We start from the raw sequence: 18,495 nt of genomic DNA on the forward strand, positions 1-18,495 counted from the left end.
CACAAAATTATAATGGGAATCAAATTAATGAAGTTGAATAGTGCGCTGTCATTGGTGGCCATGGGGGTTATCAGTGTATTACAGGTATCGCAGGCGGCTCCTGTCTATGAAGTCGTTAACCTAGATGAATATGACCTCAAAGGTAATCTGGCCGATACTCGCACCGGTTATGGTATGGGCGTTAATGCCAATAATGAAGCCATAGCTGTGGCCAAGGGCAAGAAAAAGCTCAGCACCTCGGATGTGGATAATGATGACGGCATTATCGACATTGAAGATGGTATCGCTCCCGAGGAAAAGATCACTTATTCCATTAATAAACCCATCATTGCCAATAATTTCACCTTCAACTCCCAGGAAAACGATCCTGTGAGTCCGTGGACGCCTAATTTTGAGAGTATCAACGGTAGCACACCGCCTGCGGATACCGACCCTGCCGATCCTACAAGCGTCAACTCGGTTGATAGTTTCCTCTATGACATCAATGATGCCGGTATTCGAGTCGGCGCCATGACGGGTAAAGAGAAGAAGGTTGACTATACCGGGGAAACCGAAGGGCAGGACTACTGGTATTACCGTGACTTTGAACAGCGCGGTTTTGTTAAAGATGGCAGTACTGAAGTGCCGCTGCTGCCGCCTTATACCACTTATATCAAAGACGACAAGACAGCGGAACTCGGTGGTTGGTCTATGGCTTCTGCGATCAACAGTAAAAACCAGATTGCCGGTTATGCCAGCACTGCCATCAGTAAATATGGGGCAGAGCGAGTTGCTGCCTGTCTGGGTAGTGATAACACGCTGCCGCTGGATGTGTGTTTGCAGCGGGAAAAATATCCAAATGCCAACAACACCCGCAATATCCAGTACCAGATGCGTGCCTATGTCTGGCAATACGAAAATGGCGCGGTTACCGGGACTGAGCTGCCACTTGGTCTGACTCCCGGTGATTCAGAGTATACCTTTACTGCTCAGGGATTGGGGCTGAACAACGCTGGAGTTGTCGCCGGACGCTCTCATGTTTACCGTAATGGTGATACAGATAACCTGAGAATGGATGCGGCCTATTGGAGTCAAGATGCCAATGGTGAATACAAGTACCACTGGATCCCGGTTGTTGATGATGATGTGCGCAATTCCATTGCCTATGATATCAATGACGCTGGGCTCTTGGTCGGTAGCTACAACAAGTATATCCAAGGTTATATCCGCGATAAGTTCTTCATCTACGATACCAATAACCCTGAGACCAAGCCGGTTACGCCCAACGATTTCTACAACACTATGTCTGATCTCTCCAGCAAGCCTAGAGATATCAACAACAAGGGACAGGTAGTAGGTTATATTGAGTCAACCCATGACAAAGATAAACCAAGGCCGAAAGTAGGCTTCCTGTTTGATAAAGAGTCCGGTGAGTTCAGTAATCTCAATAAGCTGTTGACCTGTGAATCCAAAGGCTATGAGAAAGATGCCGAAGGTAACTGGAAACGTCATGAAGTGAGTGTTGAGGACGGTTCAGGCAAAACTTTGACCTACAATACTGACATAGTCGTGGTGGAAGCCAACAGTATCAATGAGGACGGTACCATAGTAGGTACCGCCTTTATCCGTAAGCCTTCTTACCAGTTCGATGATAAAGGTAATTTGGTAGTAGGTGACAATGGCAAGCCGCTGTTTGAGCTTAATGGTAACGGTCAGCCAGTGACTTCTTATCTACCGCGTATGGTGGTACTTAAGCCTAATAGCAATGGTGAAGCCTGTACTCAGGTGGACGACGATGATATCAATAAGCCATTTGAGCGTTCTGGTGCCGCCAGTTTTGGTTGGTTAGCATTGCTGCCGCTGATCTGGTGGCGTAGACGTAAAATTTAAGATTAATAGCGGAACTCCGGGGAATGCCGCTCTGACTTTCACAAAGAAGTATTCGGTATCCCGTTAGCTTTAGCCCATTGCTTCAGCAGTTTGATTTTGTTGTTCATCCCTTCCATTCGGCAGGTGTGCAACGGATGAACTGCTGAAGCAACTATGCCATGCAGAGAGTTTTTAAGACACTGGTCAAATTAACTTGACCACCATAGGCGACTAAACAATAACTTTCCAACCGTTTTTATTTCCAGTCCACTCGATAATCTGCGATGAACTATTTATTAACTCAGGGTGCTTGGTTAAATACTCTGGGTTAATATAAACTCCTTAATATACTGTTTCTTTTTAACTTATTGACTCTAAAGGTAAAACTAGCCTGATATAGCAGTGTTTGTCATTATCGACACTTAGGGTCATCTCCCCACGTAACTTTAATCTAACGTAATCTTGTAAGCTGATAAGGGAATCTGTTGCACTGTGCTCTTTCGCTGCAGACTCAGGATCGGTTTCCCTTCTGTTGGTTAGCGTCGTCTCGAAATGATGTTCGTCCATTTTGGTGGCGTTGAGTGTGATGCATGAACCTTGAGGAGTATCATGTAATATTTGTCTCAGCAAAGGGTAGAAGAGCAATAATAATTGCCATGGCTTGGCACCAGGCAGAAGTTTTTGCTCAATAATTGCTCTGATTTCAACATTGGTTTCAGTAAATGCAGGTGCTAACAGAGCTTGCATATGGAAGAAAAACTCGTCGAAGTAGAGCGCTTTGACTTCTGTTTGAGGATGGTTAACCAAGGCCAAAAGATGTCGTAATCTGGCTGATTCAGTCAAGATAAGCTCTTTGGACTCTTTTTGTATTTCGCCGATGTCAGGCTCGAACAGTTGGGATCCCAAGTGATCAAAAGTGCTAGACAGCTCACAGATGAGCTGACCAAATAAATTGGGGAGTTGCAACTCCTGTTCCTGCATCAATGTTGTGCTGAGGCTGAGCAACTGGGACTTGCTTTGAGCTTGTTGCAACAGGGTTTCCAATTGCTCAAGCTGTTGCAGCTGTTGTTGGATGGTACGTTTGTTACGTTTATTGAGATCAACCTGCAATTCCAGGGCCTGTTCCAGTTGTTGCTCTTGTCGCTTGTGGCTGGAAAGGTCAAATGCTATGGCGCCTATGCCGCAAATATCTGCAAATTCATCTCGAATTGGGAAGCGGGTTACTTGAAATGTCACATCTCCCAGAGGGGTTGCTATGGGTTCTTCAGAGCAGAACGGACTGTGATTGTTTATCACTCTTTTATCATTGGCCTGGTATATTTGCGCCAAGCCAAGCGGAAATACCTGATTATCATTGGCGCCGATAAATTGATCGCGTTCATGGGCGGTTATTTCGCAGTACTTATCATTAACTAGTGTGTATTTCCCAGTCAAATCTTTGATATATATTATATTTTGTGAGTGATTCATTAAGGCGTTTAGCTGCTCAGTACGTATTTTTAGGATTTGTTGGGCTTTATATTGCACTTCCAGCTGTTGCTCCAATGCCAGGTTACTGGCGTCCAGGCTAGCCATAGTTGTTTCCAACTGCCGGGTACGGGAGATAAAGCTGTCGGCTAATATCCCCAGTTCATCTTCTCTATCTCTGGCATCCAACTCCAAACGGGCAGGGTTGTTTTCTCTTAGCGCTTCGGCCATACGGCTAATAGGTTTAATAAATAACCTATGCTGAACCAGAAACAGCAGTAATAGTGCCAACAGTTGAATTGCAACAAGATAGATACCCACTTTACCGGCTATTAAGGTTGCATCTTCCTTGAGCGAGGACAGTGGCGTAACTATCACTATTTTCCAATAGGTCTTTGGCATCAAAAATACCGAAACCAGTGCGGGTTCCTTGAGCAAAGGGTCTTGATTAAGTTCTTGAGTTAATAAAAGTTTGGCATTTGAGGGCCATTCTCTGGCTGAGTTATTGATTATCGTGTTGAGTAATGCAGCATCTGTTTCATCACGTTTCCCCAACAAGGATTTCAATTGTTGATTGCTAAAGGCTTTGTGTTGGTTTGCCTGTTGGATAAGTACTTGATCTGCATTGCGAAGCGCTTCACCAACAAATTGGAACTCTGGGAAAAGGCGTTCCAAACGGTGAAAACCATCTAAACTCAGTGGCTTTTCTTGAGTGTTGTCTTGAAACTCATCTTCCCAGGGTGACGCGAGTAAATGGTTGCGATAATCAAGGGCAAACACATAACCACTCAGATCTTTCAGGGCGCCTCTAAAGAAGCGGTTAAGGCCTCCCAGGCTAATGTCTACAGTGGCGGCACCGATAAATTCGTGATCTTGCCAAATAGGAACAGACGCCGTGACCATGGCTTCTGCAGTGTAAGGGTCACGATAGGCACTCGACCAGAAGGTTCTGTCTGCCGGGAAAAAGCGTGTCGGTTTATACCAATCTTCGTTATGGTAACCTTGTTGGGGTTGTTCATTATAACTGTTGAGTTGCTGCAATTCGCCATAGCCGTTTCGATACCAGAAGAGGCTGTCAAGAATTTTTCCCGGTTCAAAAGCTCTTGGTTCGGGCCAAATACCGCCGCCGGTAATCATTTCCTTTTGGGTATCTAATTCCAACACGGATTTGATACTGGCCTGAAGTGCAAATTCGTTGCCACGATACAGAGCCCCTAGGTTCGCCATAGTACTGACCAGGCTTTCTATTTGAGAGGTAACTTCCTGCAGTCTTGCGGTAACGACTTGCCCATAACTTTGGTTCAATGCTCTTTGTTGGCTAAGCAACTGGTTACGTTGGATGCTGAGCAGTACAAGTACAGTACTGATAACGATAAGAGCGCTGATAATTAACTGGCTGAGGGCAAATTTAACCGGCAGGCGTTTCAACCAGCCGGGAAGCCAAGGTAATGGGTTGGATTGTTGCTTCGCCTGGTTCCCTTGCATATATCCTCAGTAATAAGCTTTTAAAGCAGTTACTTAATATTATTCCTGATGGAAGTTTAGCCTTCCCGGAAACTTGTCCCCAGTTAAATTATATCGCTTAGTGTCTGAGGGTTATAACAAGACTATGGGCGTGTAATCAGACGACTGACGTGTTGCCGACACGAACTGCGAAAGGTGTATATATTCTTCATTTTCGTGACTGAATAAGCCCTGATATGGAAAGGTATAATATAACCTATTGAGAAAACCCGCCATTTTTCTATGTCTCATCAGAGCTCTATTACTTTGATGCGAAAAAGGGTCGCAGGCTTGGTTGTCTCCAAATGGCTATCAAGGTATCTGTGTCTTTGTTGGTGACGTTGCAATCATTGGTACAGACGTGGCCACTAGCAGGGTTGCTATTCAGCAACACTGAGTCCTGCTATTTACGACAATACAACAGATGTTGCGCTCAAACTTACCACAGTTAACTTCAGCCATTTTAATTGTTTTCCTCACAAGACGCATCTTGGTAAATGTGGACTATCTCTATGAATTTATAGTTTTTTTATAAAAACTTCGACTTGTTAAAAATTGCTGTGCAGATCACGAAGTTGTAATTATGGGTTAAATTCCGCTTGCCAGCCTCAGGCATAGTGTTTATTGTGCTAACAAAAGTTTGTCACGTAAACAAATGTTTGTGCAGGAGCGCACCAATGACAGAACGTGAACTCGAAATTCTGGCCCTGATTAAAGCTGACCCATTGATCCCACAGCAAAAACTAGCTGATCAATTGGGTATCACCCGCTCTGCCGTTGCCGGTCATATTATGAATCTGACCCATAAAGGCGTGATCCGCGGTAAGGGTTATATCCTGGCAGAGAACCCCTATGCGGTGGTGATAGGCGGCGCCAATATGGATATTCTTGGCCGACCGGCTTCCAAGCTAAGGGTAGGGGATTCCAATCCCGGCAGCGTCAGTTGCTCACCCGGTGGTGTTGGGCGCAACATTGCCGAAAACCTGGCGCGCCTGGGTTCAGATACCCGGTTGGTGACGGCGATAGGCAAAGATGCTTATGGTGAAATGATCACCGCTCAGTGTCGTCAGGCCGGAGTCGATATGGGTAACAGCTTGCAGTTCGAAGATGCGGTGACTTCCACCTATCTTTCGGTACTGGATGGCGACGCTGATATGCATGTAGCCATTAACGACATGGCCATTTTGGAAAGATTGGGCCCTGAAGTGCTCAAGGGGCTTGAAGATATGCTGCGCCGCGCCGAACTTCTGGTGTTGGACACCAACCTTTCCGAAGCCGCCTTATCTTATCTTTTGAGCAACTTCCCTCAAGTTCCGGTATTTATTGACACGGTTTCCTGTGTCAAGGCGATGAAAATCAAGCCTTACCTCAACGCCATCCACACCCTCAAACCCAACCTCAAAGAAGCCGAGCATCTCTCCGGCATCGAAATGCGCAGCAAAGAAGACTTAAACGCTATCGCTAACTGGTTCCATGAACAGGGCGTCAAGCGGATCTTCCTCAGTATGGGCAGTGAAGGGGTATTTGTCAGTGATGGTGGCGAGTCGCAGATGGTACCCACCAAGCAGGTGGAAATGGTCAACGCCAATGGCGCCGGAGATGCCTTCCTGGCCGGATTGGCTCACGGTTGGCTTAAGCAGTGGCCATTGCTGGAAACCACAGAATTTGCGATGGCAGCGGCCCGGTTGGCGCTGTCTCATATCGCAACTATCAACCCTAATATGTCTGAAATCTCTGTAAACCGTATTATCAAGGAGTCGTTATGCTGAAGCAGTATCTGGATATTCATCCTGAAGTTCAAGCCGCCCTGGAACAAGGCAAGCCGGTGGTCGCGCTGGAATCGACCATTATTTCCCATGGTATGCCGTATCCGCAGAACGTTGAGACAGCGCTCAAGGTGGAGCAGATCATCCGTGATAACGGCGCTGTACCCGCAACCATCGCCATTCTCAAGGGCCGCCTCAAAGTAGGCATGAGCCAGGAAGAGATTAATTATCTGGGTAAGGCCGGTGAGGCCGTTATCAAAACCAGTCGCCGTGACATTCCCTTTATTGTCGCCAAAGGTGCAGACGGTGCCACCACAGTAGCTTCTACCATGATCCTGGCGGCAATGGCCGGTATTAAGGTGTTTGCTACCGGTGGTATCGGCGGTGTACACCGCGGCGCTCAGCAAACTTTCGATATCTCTGCCGATTTGCAGGAACTGGCCAACACAGATGTGGCCGTGGTTTGCGCCGGTGCCAAGTCTATTTTGGATCTGGGCCTGACCCGTGAATATCTGGAAACGCAAGGCGTGCCTGTCGTTGGTTTCCAAACCGATAAACTGCCGGCTTTCTACACTCGCGAGAGTGACTTCAGTGTCGACTATCGCTTGGAACAACCGGTAGAAGTGGCTGCCGCCATGAAAGCCAAGTGGGACATGGGGCTCAAGGGGGGGATGGTGATTGCCAACCCAATTCCTCACGAGCATGCGTTGGATAAAGCACTGATCGATGGCGCAATCGCCCGCGCAGTAGCTGAAATGGATGAAAAAGGCATAGGCGGCAAGGCTTCAACGCCGTTCCTGTTGGCCAAAGTGGCCGAAATTACCGAAGGTCACAGCCTGACGGCCAACATTGAACTGGTATACAACAATGCCAAGTTGGCGGCTGAGATTGCCCGCGAGTACGTGGCCCGCTAATAAGCTGTCTTTGAACCATTAAGCTATTTCAAGAAACCCGGCGATTGTCGGGTTTCTTTTTGGATGACGTATCGCCTCTGAGCCAAAGCATGCCAAAGCTCAAATCGGGTAAATAGTGTCTTAAAAAAGGGATTAATCCCGTCAAAGCCACTCAAGCCCCTTGCAGAGCAGGGGGCGAACTCCTATGATCCAGCGGTTTTCCATCCCGAGGCCCAAATATGCTTAACTCCCCGCTTAGCGAACATGCCAGTGAGCTGGTCATTGCGATTCTCCATCAGGTACTGACTCAAGGTGCGCCGTTGGACCGCGCCTACTCAAAGCAGTTTGCACCTGAGCGCCTCAAGCCTTGGGAGCAAGCCAGAATCGCTCTGGTCACCGGTGATATTTTGCGCCGTTTAAGTTATTACAGCTTTCTGGCCGATGTTTCAGCGGAGCAAATTGAGCGTGAAGGCACCCGGCTCATCAACGCCTGGCATATGGCCAATGGCCTTGAGCTGCCGAAAATGCGTTACGCGCTGCAGATGGACAGTGAACTGCTTGAGCAGCGGATGGCTGAGGCCCAGGCTATGCCCGCGCTGCTCGATGGTTGCCCACAGTGGCTCGAAGCGCTTGGGAGTGAACAGCTGGGAGACAACTGGCCGGCTGAGCGCCACGCCTTGACTCAGGCCCCCAAACGTTATCTGCGCACCAATTTACTTAAGTGCAGCCGGGAAGAACTCAAGGCTCGTCTTGCCAAGGAAGGGGTGGAGACTTGTGAAGTCCCCGAGGTTGGCAGCGCTCTTGAAGTGATTTCTGATTCAGCGCTGTTTCGCACCGAATGCTTCAAGTCGGGCTGGTTCGAGCAGCAGGATGCCGGCTCGCAACATGTCGCCGAAGCTCTAGGGGTTGAACCGGGGATGCGGGTCATTGATGCTTGCGCCGGTGCCGGCGGCAAGACGCTGCACCTGGCTGCCAAAATGCAGGGTAAGGGACGACTGCTGGCGATGGATGTCGAGCAGTGGAAGCTGGATAATCTCAAGCAGCGGGCCCGCCGCGCCGGCGCCCACAATGTGGAAACCCGGCTTATTGCATCCAGTAAGACCATCAAGCGTTTGAAACTCAGCGCCGACAGGGTACTTTTGGATGTGCCTTGCTCAGGGCTTGGGGTGCTGAAACGCAACCCGGACACCAAATGGCGTGATACCCCGGAGCGCTTGCCGGTGCTGATGGAGCTACAGGAGCATATTCTCGGCAGTTACAGCCGCATGGTGAAGGTGGGCGGGATCCTGGTTTATGCCACTTGTTCGATTATGCCGCAGGAAAACGAGCAGCAGGTGGCGCGTTTTCTGAAGCAGCAAGGCCATTTCCGCTTACTCGATGAGGAAACCATCAGCCCGGCCAAAACCGGTTTCGATGGCTTCTATCTGGCAAGAATTGAGCGGATAGCCGAGTAACAATCAAGCCTGTTTGAGTCATATTGACTTAAACAGGCGGTTTCACACCCGCCTCAAAAAGCATCTCAACAAAAACGGTGCCGCTCACTCTTATCGGTTTGCCAAGTCTTGCCACTTTATTCCCCCTGCAGGGTTAACAGCAGGCGGCGCCGACCGCCATTGTCTCTGTGCTCGCCAAGATAGATCCCTTGCCAGGTGCCCAATGCCAGTTGTCCGGCGCTGACAGGCAGCAGCAAACTGGTACCCAGCAGGCTGGATTTAATATGGGCCGGCATATCATCGGCGCCCTCATAGGTGTGGCGAAAGTAAGGGGTATCTTCGGCTACGGCGCGATTAAACCAAGCCTCAAAATCCTGCCGCACTGTGGGATCGGCGTTTTCGTTGAGCGTCAGCGAGGCCGAGGTGTGCAGCAGTTGCAGGTGCAATAGGCCGCAACTGATGTAAGGCATATCATCGAGAGCCTTGGCAATATCATCGCTTATTAAATGAAAACCACGTTGTTTGGCGCTCAAGGTCAATTGTTGCTGATGCCACATAGGCACTCCTTAAAACGGTTAACATCAAAAGAAACAACCTTCCTTAGATGTAGGCGGGCACTCGACGACGCATTGTATCTCTTTCAATGTTGTCACTCCAAGAAGCTGAGGTGTCTGCTCTAACCGCAGAGCAGAATATTAATTGCCTGGGTGATAAGGTGTTGACCTGGTTTGTTGTAACCTTAGTGACAGTAAATAAGAGTGATGAGCTGTTATTGAGCTTGAAACTGGGCAAAAAAAGGCCCAAAACTATTCCAATTGTTTTGGGCCTAGGGGAATGGCTCATGGTTGAGCCGTGCGCTAATGTTGAGATCCGACAGGATTGGCTATCTCTGAATAAATATTAGCCGATAACCGCTGAAAGATGCATTTAGACAGCGGATTAGTTAGCACTAATTGTTATAAGGTATAACCAAAATTAGGGTGTTCAAAATGATTGACTGGGTAAATCACTCTTTTTAATGGAATACTAACTAAAGCAGCTTAGTGTTTGGGTTCAGGACAGACAAATTTTATCTTTGACCAGATCCCGCGGCAGATTGTTCTTCAGCCGGTTGCCCAGATGTTTACCCAGCCCCAGCACTTGCCCGCCCCAGGTCAATACCAGCTCACCACGGGCCTTTTCACTGCCATCCATTGCGATATCCCGGCCCATCAGATAAGCCTGAGCCTCAGGCTCTGTAACTTCATAACCCTTGTCGGCGGTTACTCCCAAGGCCATTAAGGCTTCATGGCGCAGTTTCAACCCATGCTTACTGTCATCGGCGAGCTTAAGACCGATACGCTGATAACGCATCTTGCCGATAAAGGGCTCAAAGCCGCGGGGAAACAGCCAGTACTCCTGATCCCTTATCCAGAGGCTGCCTTCGGGAAGCGTTTTGCCGAGTAACCGCTGCAGCTCGGCGGCGATGGCCTGTTGCTGTTTGGCACTGGCGGGACTGAAAGGAAACTGCTTTTGTTGTTTGGGTTCATCACTTTCGCGCGCCACTGACCTCAGTTTACGCACCTTGGCAACAAAGAAACCTTCGCTGTCATAGATTTGCGGCCAAATATGCAAGAAGCCCTCGGCAGTGCAGGCTTTTTCCGCCCCGACAAACAGTGACTCAAGTGACTCAAAGGCCACCGCAGCGCCATATTTCTGCTTGAGGTGTTGCAGTACGGCCTGGTTTTCCTGGCTGTTGAGGGTACAGGTGGAGTACACCATTACCCCGCCAGGCTTAAGCGCCAGAAAGGCGGAATCTATCAAATCCCTCTGGGTGGCGGCAATATCGGCTATCTCCTGTGGATCCCAGTGTTTGAGGGCATCCGGATCCTTACGTACCGTGCCTTCACCGCTACAGGGGGCGTCGAGCAACACGGCATCCATGGATTCATACTGGTATTGGCCGAACACCCTGGCATCGAAGTGGGTCAGGGCGGTATTGCTGACCCCCATTCTCTGTAGATTGGCATGTAGCACTTTTACGCGGCTGGAGGAGTATTCGTTGGCGATCAGCAAGCCACCATTGGCCATCATGGCCGCCATTTGTGTGGTCTTGGAGCCCGGCGCCGAGGCCATATCCAGCACCCGCTCCATTCCAGGCTCCAGCAGCGCCATGGGCGGCAGCATGGAGCTGGCCTCCTGAATGTAAAACAGCCCTTGCTGATGTTCGATACAGTTTCCGGGTTGGCTATCGCCCGCCTGGTACCAAAAACCCTCTGGGCACCAGGGAATGGTTTCGAACTGCCAGCCTTTGGCCCGCATTCTCGAGAGGAATTCATCGACGCTGATTTTGAGGGTGTTGACCCGCAAGGCGGCTCTCAGTGGTAAGCTGCAAAAGTGAATAAAATCCTCGAGCTTGAGATGTTCTGGCAGATCCTTGGCGATACTGTTGATAAAATTCTGATTTAATTGAACCATAAACAAAAAGGGTGACCCCGGGATGGCGGCAGTATAGCACACTCGGGCGCGGCGACTGTGGGGTGTTTTAGGTGTTGAACCGGGTTTGGAGTCTGTTCTTTATTATCGCGCTGGGAGCGATTTTGCTGCGTTTGATGAGTGGCGATGCGACCGTTCTCAATGAGTCTGTCACGGCGATGTTTGACAGCGCCAAATTGGCCGCGGAAATAGCCCTGGGATTGATTGGGGTGTTGACCCTGTGGATGGGGCTGATGCGTCTCGGGGAAAAAGCCGGAGTGGTTGCCGCCATCGCCTGGGTATTTGAGCCGCTGCTCAGCAAGTTGATGCCGGAAGTGCCAAGAGGTCACCCCGCCTATGGCAGCGTCACCATGAACCTGACCGCCAATATGCTGGGGTTGGACAATGCCGCCACACCATTGGGACTTAAGGCGATGGCGGATCTGCAAAGCCTGAACCCCGACAAGAAGACCGCCACCAATGCCCAGATCCTGTTTTTGGTGCTCAATACCTCTTCCGTGACTTTGGTACCCGTGACGGTTTTTCTGTATCGGGCGCAGCAAGGGGCGGCTGATCCTGCCGACATTTTCCTGCCGATTTTACTCTCTACCCTGGGCTCGACCCTGGCGGGTTTGAGTGTGGTGGCGCTGGTGCAAAGGATACGTTTGCTGGATTGGGTGGTGCTGGGTTATGGCGCAATACTGCTCGGCGGTCTCAGCGCCGGTGTGATGTACCTGTTGACCCTGGGAGCCGAGCGGATCGGCGAAGTCTCCGCCGTGTTGGGGAACGGTTTGCTGCTGGGGATCATCTTTGCCTTTGTGCTGGTGGCGCTGCTTAGGCGGGTGCCGGTTTACGATGAGTTTATCGAAGGCGCCAAGTCGGGGTTTGAACAGTCGGTGCGGCTGATTCCTTATCTGCTGGCTATGTTGTTGGCGATAGCCTTACTGCGCGCCTCCGGCGCGCTGGATTATCTGCTCGGTGTCATTGCCGCTTTGGTGAGTCATATGGGGATGGACGGCCGCTTTATCGATGCCTTGCCAACCGCGCTGATGAAACCTTTGAGCGGCTCAGGCGCCAGAGCCATGATGCTGGAAACCATGGCCCATTACGGCGTCGATTCTTTTGCCGGCAGGCTGGCGGCCATTTTTCAGGGCAGCACTGAAACCACTTTTTATGTGCTCGCTGTATATTTCGGCGCCGTGGGTATCCGCAATAGCCGCCACGCACTGGCCTGTGGCTTGTTTGCCGATCTGGCGGGTATCTGCACTGCTATTGCCGTGTGCTATTGGTTTTATGGCTGAGGCGATACATAGATAGGATTACAGAGTTAAAAAACGGGGCTCATCTGAGCCCCGTTTGGGTTTTATGGCTGGCTGAGTCTTGGGCGCCAGTTGAGCCAGTCGCGCTCGGGTTTGTCATGAAGTGGCATCAGACTCTGGTTTTCAAGCGGTTTGCTGCTTTGATTGTCGAGCTCAGTGACCACTCCTATGCCGCCGGCGAGTATGGTTTCCAATGAGCCGGTTTCGATTTGGGCTCCGGAAAACAGCCCCAAATCGACCCGAATACCGGACAAGTCGTAGAACCTGCTGCTCTGGTTGATAAGATGCCGATAAGGCGCGGCAATTTGGGTCTGGATCCAGACTTCATCGCCATTGGGTGCCAGCCGGTAACTGGTTACATCGCCAATTTGAATGCCGCGAAAGAAGATCCCTGTGCCTACGTTGACCGAGCCCAGGCTGGCCTTGCTCAGCACCAGTTGCAGCGCATCGGCCTCTGGGGCAACCGCCGTGTGTATTTGGCCATTGAACTGTTGGCTTACTTTGGCGGCTTGGCCCGGCAGGGCACTGATATAGGCGCCGGTCAGCAGGGTTTCCGGTGCCTTTATGCCCTTAAGGGATATTTCGGCATTGACCAGGCTGAAGCGACTGTCGCTTTTGAGAAACGGCTCGGCATAGCGGCCATAGAGAAAGGCACTGAGTTGCTGGCTGTTGAGATCGTCACTCAAGGTTACCCGGGTGACTTCACCTATCTGATGGCCCTGATAGCGGATAGCGGCACCTGGTTTGATAGTGGCACTGGCCGGGAAATTCAGCCCAATGGCAACGGCCTGATTGCGCGCCAGTGACTCGGAAGCATAAAGCTGCTTATTGTTGGGCTCGCCTTGCTCCAAAAAGCCCAGGCTGATGCTGCCCTTGATGGCACCGGCCAGCGGCGCGACATCCAGTTTGACTCCCGAAAGCCCGGCATCGATTGACACCGCCTGGTTGCGCCAAAACACGGCATTGGGTTTGAGCAGGGGCGCAAAAGTATGGTCTATGGCGAGCGCAATGGCAAATCTGTCATCCTGGCTCTGCCAGCTGACCTGTTTCACCTGTCCTATTTGCATCTTCTTGTAGTAGACAGGTGCGCCTGGGCTCAAGTTGGCGCCATCATCGCTGTAGAGCTGCCATTTGAGCTGCTCCATGCCTTGGTAATAGTGGCCGGCCTCGGCACTTGAGGCAAACAGCGGCAGCGGCTTGGAAAGATCGGCGCCCTTGCGGCTTTGGCCGCGTCTTAAGCTGACACTGCCCTTGGTGAGGGTCGTAAAATCGCCACTCTTGAGGCTGACGCCGTCCAGTGAGGCGTTGAAGTCCAGCGCGGCTTCGGCGATGAAGTCACTGCCTTGAGTCAGCAGCGGGGCAAACTCGGGCAACACCTCGGCCTGGTACTCTACCGAGTTAAAGTCCTGACTCAGGGCAACTGAAGTGACCTTGCCTATGGCGATCTTCTTGTACCTCAGCTCGGCCTCTGGGCTGATGCCGGGGTTTTCATCGGCTCTAAGCGTTATCTTTAACGCCTTGGCCTTGCTGAGATCCGGCGCCTGCTCGGCCAAGGCGTAACGGGTTTGGGCCTCGCCCGTACCCGGGAGAAAGGCGATGGCATCGCCGCTCAGCAATCGGCCCGGGTGTTTTATGCCGGACAGTGACAGCTCGGCGCCTTCACGCCAAAACTGCGCCGTGCCGGTCAAAAGACTCGAGTAGGGGGCGTCCAGGCGGGCATGCAGCGCTACGCCGTCATTGACCAGCGCTATCTCTTCGATTTCCCCTATGGGCAAACCGCGATAGAGAATAGGGCTGCCCTTGTCGAGGCCATCGGCGTTTTTTGCCGACAGAATAAAGCTGGCCCCGCCACTGGCTTCTGTTTCATTGTCATACAGGGTGAAACTATCGCCGTTCTTTGCATGCTTTGAGCTTTCGGGGGAATCAAAGTTGATGCCGCCGGCGAGTATCGCCGCCAGACTCTCGGCGCTGACTTTGACGCCGGAAAGCGAGGCGTTGATCTCTATGCCGGAGACATTCCAGAAGCGGGAGTCTTTCTTGACCAGATAGGCATATTGCTCCTGAATAAAAGCGCTTAGCAGCAGCTTGTCACTGTTGTCGAGTCGATAGCTGACCACACTGCCGACCGGCACCTGGCGGTAGAATACCGGAGAGCCCACATCCAGTGAGCCGAGGCGATCGGCGCTCAGTTCAATCACTAAGCCATCATTACTGGGCAGCACGGCCGGGGCAGAGCGCTCGGCTTCGTAGCGGTAACGTGAATCGCCATCCCCGGGTTGAATACCTATATAGTTCCCCGAGAACAAGGCATCTAAACCTTCGACACCTGTGATGGATGCCTTGGGGGTCACCAGCCAGAACTTGGTTTCATCCCTGAGGAAAGGCTCGGCGCGGTAGTCCATCAGGACATCGACGTTCACGCCCTGCAGCTCTTCATCGATGGAGATATCCACCACCTTGCCGACGGTCAATCCCTGATAGCGCACCAGTGTCTTGCCCACATCCATACCACTGGCGCTGGGGAAGTGGATCCGCACCTCAATGCCGGATTCCTTGATGCTCTTCAGCCCCAGCCAAGCGCCCAAGGCCAACGCCACTATAGGTAACAGCCAGATGGGGGAAAAAAGCTTCTTTTTGACTATTTTAGGCTTTTCGATTTGCGTCATCTTCTGTGTCCAGTTGATCCCAAAGTAAACGTGTGTCCAACACCTTGGCCGCAAGTTGGGTAAAGAGGATGACCAAGGCAAACGCGGTTGCCGCCGGCGCCGGTTTGGCGTCCAGCAATTGCCCCATATTAACCAGGGCAACGGTAATGGATATGACAAACAGATCCAGCATAGACCAGCGTCCAATCCATTCTATGATATGAAATCCGGCCATCAGTGGCCGTTTGGGGATAGGCAGGTTGAAACTGATCGCCGTCAGATAGAAAGCCAGGCCGATAATTTTCAGCCAGGGCACCAGAATACTGGCGGTAAAGACTATGATGGCGATGGGTAACATATCCGACTGTACCAGATGGGTGATGCCGGAAAAAATGGTGTCGTAGGTGACCTTGCCCTGTTTGGTGAGCATGGTAATGGGGTAGATGTTGGCCGGGATCAACAAGATGGCTGCGGTGATCAACAAGGCCCAGCTTTTTTGCAGACTGGTTTCATCCCTTAGCCTGAGTGGGTTTTGGCAGCGACTGCAATACTCATTCTCTATCTGATTGAGTTTTTTACAGGCGGGGCAACTGCATAGCCCCATGTCTTTGCCCTGGAGCAGCTTTCTAGCTTTCATCGAGAAAACTCCACATATGCTCCAGGTTATATTCGCGCTGCAGAAAGAGAGTCACTAAAAACAGCATGGTAAAACAAAAGGTTCCCATGCCAAAGTAAACGTCGGAGAAGTCGGACAACTGAAAGGCGGAAACCAGGAAACTGATCACATAAATTTCCAGCATGGTCATTTGTGACAGCAGGCCTTGCTTCTTGAGTAACCAAGTAAGAACACGGCGCCAGAAGTGATGCTGGGCCAAACCCGCCTTGATGATCAGCACTTGAATAAAAATCGACAGATTGAGTACCCCGGGGGCGATGACAGCCGCCACCAACACAGCAATCCCCACTATCCAATAACCTTGGTCCATCACTGCCAGGGCACCTTGGTATGCGGTTGTGGTTCTGACACTGCCGAGAAAGTGCATCTCCAGCACGGGTAGCAGCATGGCGGGCAGATAAAACAGCAGGGCACTGATACATAACGCCAGCATGCCATTGATCGAGCAGTAGGGGGCATCATAAAGCGCCGTATGGCATCTTGGACAAAGCGCTCTGACGCCGGAGGGCAGGGCGCGTTTGCTCACCGCCAAATCACAGGCGCGGCAAAGCACTATGCTACAGTCCGGTTTGTTGTCGCTTGGATTATAAGCTTTCAAATGCTGGATATGTCCTGTTCTGGCCATGGTGACCCAAGCTTAGTCATCAATCCGCTAACTGCGTTGCTTGTGGGTCCATTGGAGTGAGTCGACAAAACAAACTCGCAAATACTATCAGAAAGAGCGCGTCTCTTGCATCTATAGCGCATTTTATGTCAATCTATTTACTGTATATTTAAACAGTGTGAGGAAGGTCATGGCCGTTATAACTCAGTACGTTGTGGTCAGAGAAGGGGTTGAGAAGATGACATTTACATCTAAGAAGGAGGCTGATGCCTACGATAAGATGCTCGACATCGCGGATAACTTAATCCCCTTTATCCAAGGTAGTGAATTGGAATTGGATGATAATACAACGGAAAAACTTGCTTTTTATTTAGCTTCTCATAAAGATACATTGGCGAATCTGCTCAAAGGCGCCCCGGTAAAAGCACCGACCCCAGCCAAGAGCAGTAAGAAGAAGACAGAACCAGAAAAGGTATAACCCGGAACCCCAGATGAAAGCTCAGTTTTACGATACGCTCAACCGTCAGGTACAGGCACTGTTTGCCGGCGAAGACGATGTGATTTGCGCCATGGCCAACTTCTCTGCTTTGTTGAATGAACACCTTGAGGACATTAATTGGGTGGGCTTTTATCTGCTCAAAGACGAGCAACTGGTGCTTGGCCCGTTTCAAGGCAAACTGGCATGCACCCGGATCCCAATGGGTAAAGGTGTCTGTGGCACGGCGGCAGCCAAGGCCGAGACTCAGTTGGTTGAGGATGTACATCAGTTTGTCGGACATATCGCCTGTGATGCCGCCAGTAACTCGGAAATTGTGATCCCACTCTATCGTCATGGTGAGCTGATTGCCGTGCTGGATATCGACAGTCCCAGTCTGTCGCGTTTCGATAAAGAGGATCAAACCGGGCTGGAGAGTCTGGTGCAGAGTCTGGAAAAGTGCTTATTTGGTTAATTCCCGTACAATCTGCCACAATTGGTGGTCGCAATAAGGCGCACGCAGCTTATAATAGGCGGCTGCTCTGAGGGCCAAATGACTGTTTGTGGTGCTTGGCCCTATCAGGCTGAAATGTTAAGTTTTGTGTCATGCCTTTGGCTATGGCTGAATGCATGCTAATTTGTACGTTATCCCCCAAGGGGTTAACGAAGATGAACGACGCCGTGAGTACAGCAGACCTAACTGACCACTGACGTCCCCTGTTAACTGTGGAAGTAATGATGGAATCAACAGAAAAGTTGACCGACACCAACGCTATTCTGGCGTATTTGTATGAAACATTTCCTTTGTGCTTTATCGCCGAAGGAGAAACCAAACCGCTGAAGATAGGACTGTTTCAGGATTTGGCTGAAAGGTTGGCTGATGATTCCAAAGTCAGTAAGACCCAACTGAGGGTCGCCCTGAGACGCTATACCAACAGTTGGCGCTATCTTAAGTGCATCAAGGAAGGCGCTCAGCGGGTAGACCTCGATGGTAACCCTTGCGGCGAACTGGATCCCGAACATATTGAACATGCCAAGGCGACGCTGAAAGAGAGTCAGGAAAAAGCCAAGGCCCGCCGTGCGGCTGAACCGGCCAAAGAAGGTGAAGCCAAGAAAGCTAAACCTGCGCGTAAGCCACGTCCTCAAGGGGACAAGCCCCGCAACGATCGTCCTCGTAGCGATAAGAAAGCGGCCCGTAAGCCTAGCAAGCCTGCCGCTCCAGCCGTGGAGTTGGTACCAGCCGTATTGGAAGAGCTGAAACCTTCACAGCGAGTGAATGTCAAATTGGGTATGACACCGGTAGCCGGTGTGATCCTCGACATCAATAAAGAAGATGTTCACGTGCAACTGGATTCCGGCCTGTCAGTCAAGGTTCGTGTGGAACATATTCTGCTGTAAAATCATCAAATAGA

14 protein-coding genes and 1 pseudogene are annotated in these 18,495 nt (G+C 50.8%); 8 read left to right on the forward strand and 7 right to left on the reverse strand.

Annotated features, from left to right (window positions below; genetic code table 11):
- Positions 1-27 precede the first annotated feature (27 nt).
- A complete protein-coding gene (locus WKR14_RS09870; RefSeq protein WP_101055783.1) occupies positions 28-1,869 on the forward strand; it encodes a DUF3466 family protein in 1,842 nt (613 codons plus the stop codon).
- Here WKR14_RS09870 and WKR14_RS09875 read toward each other — a convergent pair.
- Positions 1,825-2,027 (reverse strand): annotated as a pseudogene (locus WKR14_RS09875) (hypothetical protein); the annotation flags it as partial. The gene WKR14_RS09870 and the pseudogene WKR14_RS09875 sit on opposite strands and share 45 nt — an antisense overlap.
- Positions 2,028-2,208: 181 nt before the next feature.
- Positions 2,209-4,800 carry a cache domain-containing protein gene (locus WKR14_RS09880; protein WP_339087684.1) on the reverse strand — a complete coding sequence of 864 codons (2,592 nt, stop codon included), beginning with the start codon at positions 4,798-4,800 and terminating at the stop codon, positions 2,209-2,211.
- Positions 4,801-5,495: 695 nt separating this feature from the next.
- On the opposite strand from WKR14_RS09880, the gene WKR14_RS09885 reads away from it, so the two are divergent.
- The 3 genes from WKR14_RS09885 (at position 5,496) to WKR14_RS09895 (ending at position 8,931) form a co-directional block, all read left to right on the forward strand.
- Positions 5,496-6,587 (forward strand): PfkB family carbohydrate kinase, encoded by a 1,092-nt coding sequence (locus WKR14_RS09885; RefSeq protein ID WP_101055781.1) that lies wholly within the window; start codon positions 5,496-5,498, stop codon positions 6,585-6,587.
- A complete protein-coding gene (locus tag WKR14_RS09890) occupies positions 6,581-7,498 on the forward strand; it encodes a pseudouridine-5'-phosphate glycosidase (RefSeq protein ID WP_101055780.1) in 918 nt (305 codons plus the stop codon). Before WKR14_RS09885 ends, WKR14_RS09890 begins: the two co-directional genes overlap by 7 nt.
- 218 nt (positions 7,499-7,716) lie before the next feature.
- Positions 7,717-8,931, forward strand: a complete 1,215-nt coding sequence (locus tag WKR14_RS09895; protein ID WP_101055779.1) for an RsmB/NOP family class I SAM-dependent RNA methyltransferase — start codon at positions 7,717-7,719, stop codon at positions 8,929-8,931.
- 116 nt (positions 8,932-9,047) lie between these two features.
- Here WKR14_RS09895 and WKR14_RS09900 read toward each other — a convergent pair whose 3' ends face one another.
- Together WKR14_RS09900 and rsmF are read right to left on the reverse strand one after the other, a co-directional pair.
- Positions 9,048-9,467, reverse strand: coding sequence for a secondary thiamine-phosphate synthase enzyme YjbQ (locus WKR14_RS09900; protein WP_101055778.1), 420 nt, complete (start codon positions 9,465-9,467; stop codon positions 9,048-9,050).
- 496 nt (positions 9,468-9,963) lie between these two features.
- Positions 9,964-11,367, reverse strand: coding sequence for a 16S rRNA (cytosine(1407)-C(5))-methyltransferase RsmF (gene rsmF / locus WKR14_RS09905; RefSeq protein ID WP_339087685.1), 1,404 nt, complete (start codon positions 11,365-11,367; stop codon positions 9,964-9,966).
- 71 nt (positions 11,368-11,438) lie between these two features.
- On the opposite strand from rsmF, the gene WKR14_RS09910 reads away from it, so the two are divergent.
- On the forward strand, positions 11,439-12,665 hold the full coding sequence (locus WKR14_RS09910; protein WP_339087686.1) for a nucleoside recognition domain-containing protein: 1,227 nt from the start codon (positions 11,439-11,441) through the stop codon (positions 12,663-12,665).
- Between the two features lie 62 nt (positions 12,666-12,727).
- Here the strand turns inward: WKR14_RS09910 and WKR14_RS09915 are convergent, their stop codons facing one another.
- Genes WKR14_RS09915 through WKR14_RS09925 form a run of 3 tightly spaced genes read right to left on the reverse strand, consistent with a single transcriptional unit; the run spans position 12,728 to position 16,602 of the window.
- On the reverse strand, positions 12,728-15,349 hold the full coding sequence (locus WKR14_RS09915; RefSeq protein ID WP_339087687.1) for a PqiB family protein: 2,622 nt from the start codon (positions 15,347-15,349) through the stop codon (positions 12,728-12,730).
- Positions 15,327-15,965 carry a paraquat-inducible protein A gene (locus tag WKR14_RS09920; protein ID WP_165565141.1) on the reverse strand — a complete coding sequence of 213 codons (639 nt, stop codon included), beginning with the start codon at positions 15,963-15,965 and terminating at the stop codon, positions 15,327-15,329. The genes WKR14_RS09915 and WKR14_RS09920 overlap by 23 nt, the downstream gene beginning before the upstream one ends.
- Positions 15,955-16,602, reverse strand: a complete 648-nt coding sequence (locus tag WKR14_RS09925) for a paraquat-inducible protein A (RefSeq protein ID WP_224866318.1) — start codon at positions 16,600-16,602, stop codon at positions 15,955-15,957. The genes WKR14_RS09920 and WKR14_RS09925 overlap by 11 nt, the downstream gene beginning before the upstream one ends.
- A gap of 196 nt (positions 16,603-16,798) precedes the next feature.
- Here WKR14_RS09925 and WKR14_RS09930 point away from each other — a divergent pair, with 196 nt between their 5' ends.
- From WKR14_RS09930 to proQ, 3 genes are all read left to right on the forward strand, one after another.
- The gene (locus tag WKR14_RS09930; RefSeq protein ID WP_165565139.1) at positions 16,799-17,086 is read left to right on the forward strand and encodes a YebG family protein; all 288 of its coding nucleotides are present in this window, start codon (positions 16,799-16,801) and stop codon (positions 17,084-17,086) included.
- A gap of 13 nt (positions 17,087-17,099) precedes the next feature.
- Complete coding sequence (locus tag WKR14_RS09935; protein ID WP_101055770.1) at positions 17,100-17,558, forward strand: GAF domain-containing protein; 459 nt, start codon at positions 17,100-17,102, stop codon at positions 17,556-17,558.
- 263 nt (positions 17,559-17,821) lie between these two features.
- On the forward strand, positions 17,822-18,481 hold the full coding sequence (gene proQ, locus WKR14_RS09940) for an RNA chaperone ProQ (RefSeq protein WP_101055769.1): 660 nt from the start codon (positions 17,822-17,824) through the stop codon (positions 18,479-18,481).
- The last annotated feature ends 14 nt before the right edge of the window (positions 18,482-18,495 follow it).

It is taken from the genome of Shewanella chilikensis, from assembly GCF_037953065.1.
Taxonomy (GTDB): domain Bacteria; phylum Pseudomonadota; class Gammaproteobacteria; order Enterobacterales; family Shewanellaceae; genus Shewanella; species Shewanella chilikensis.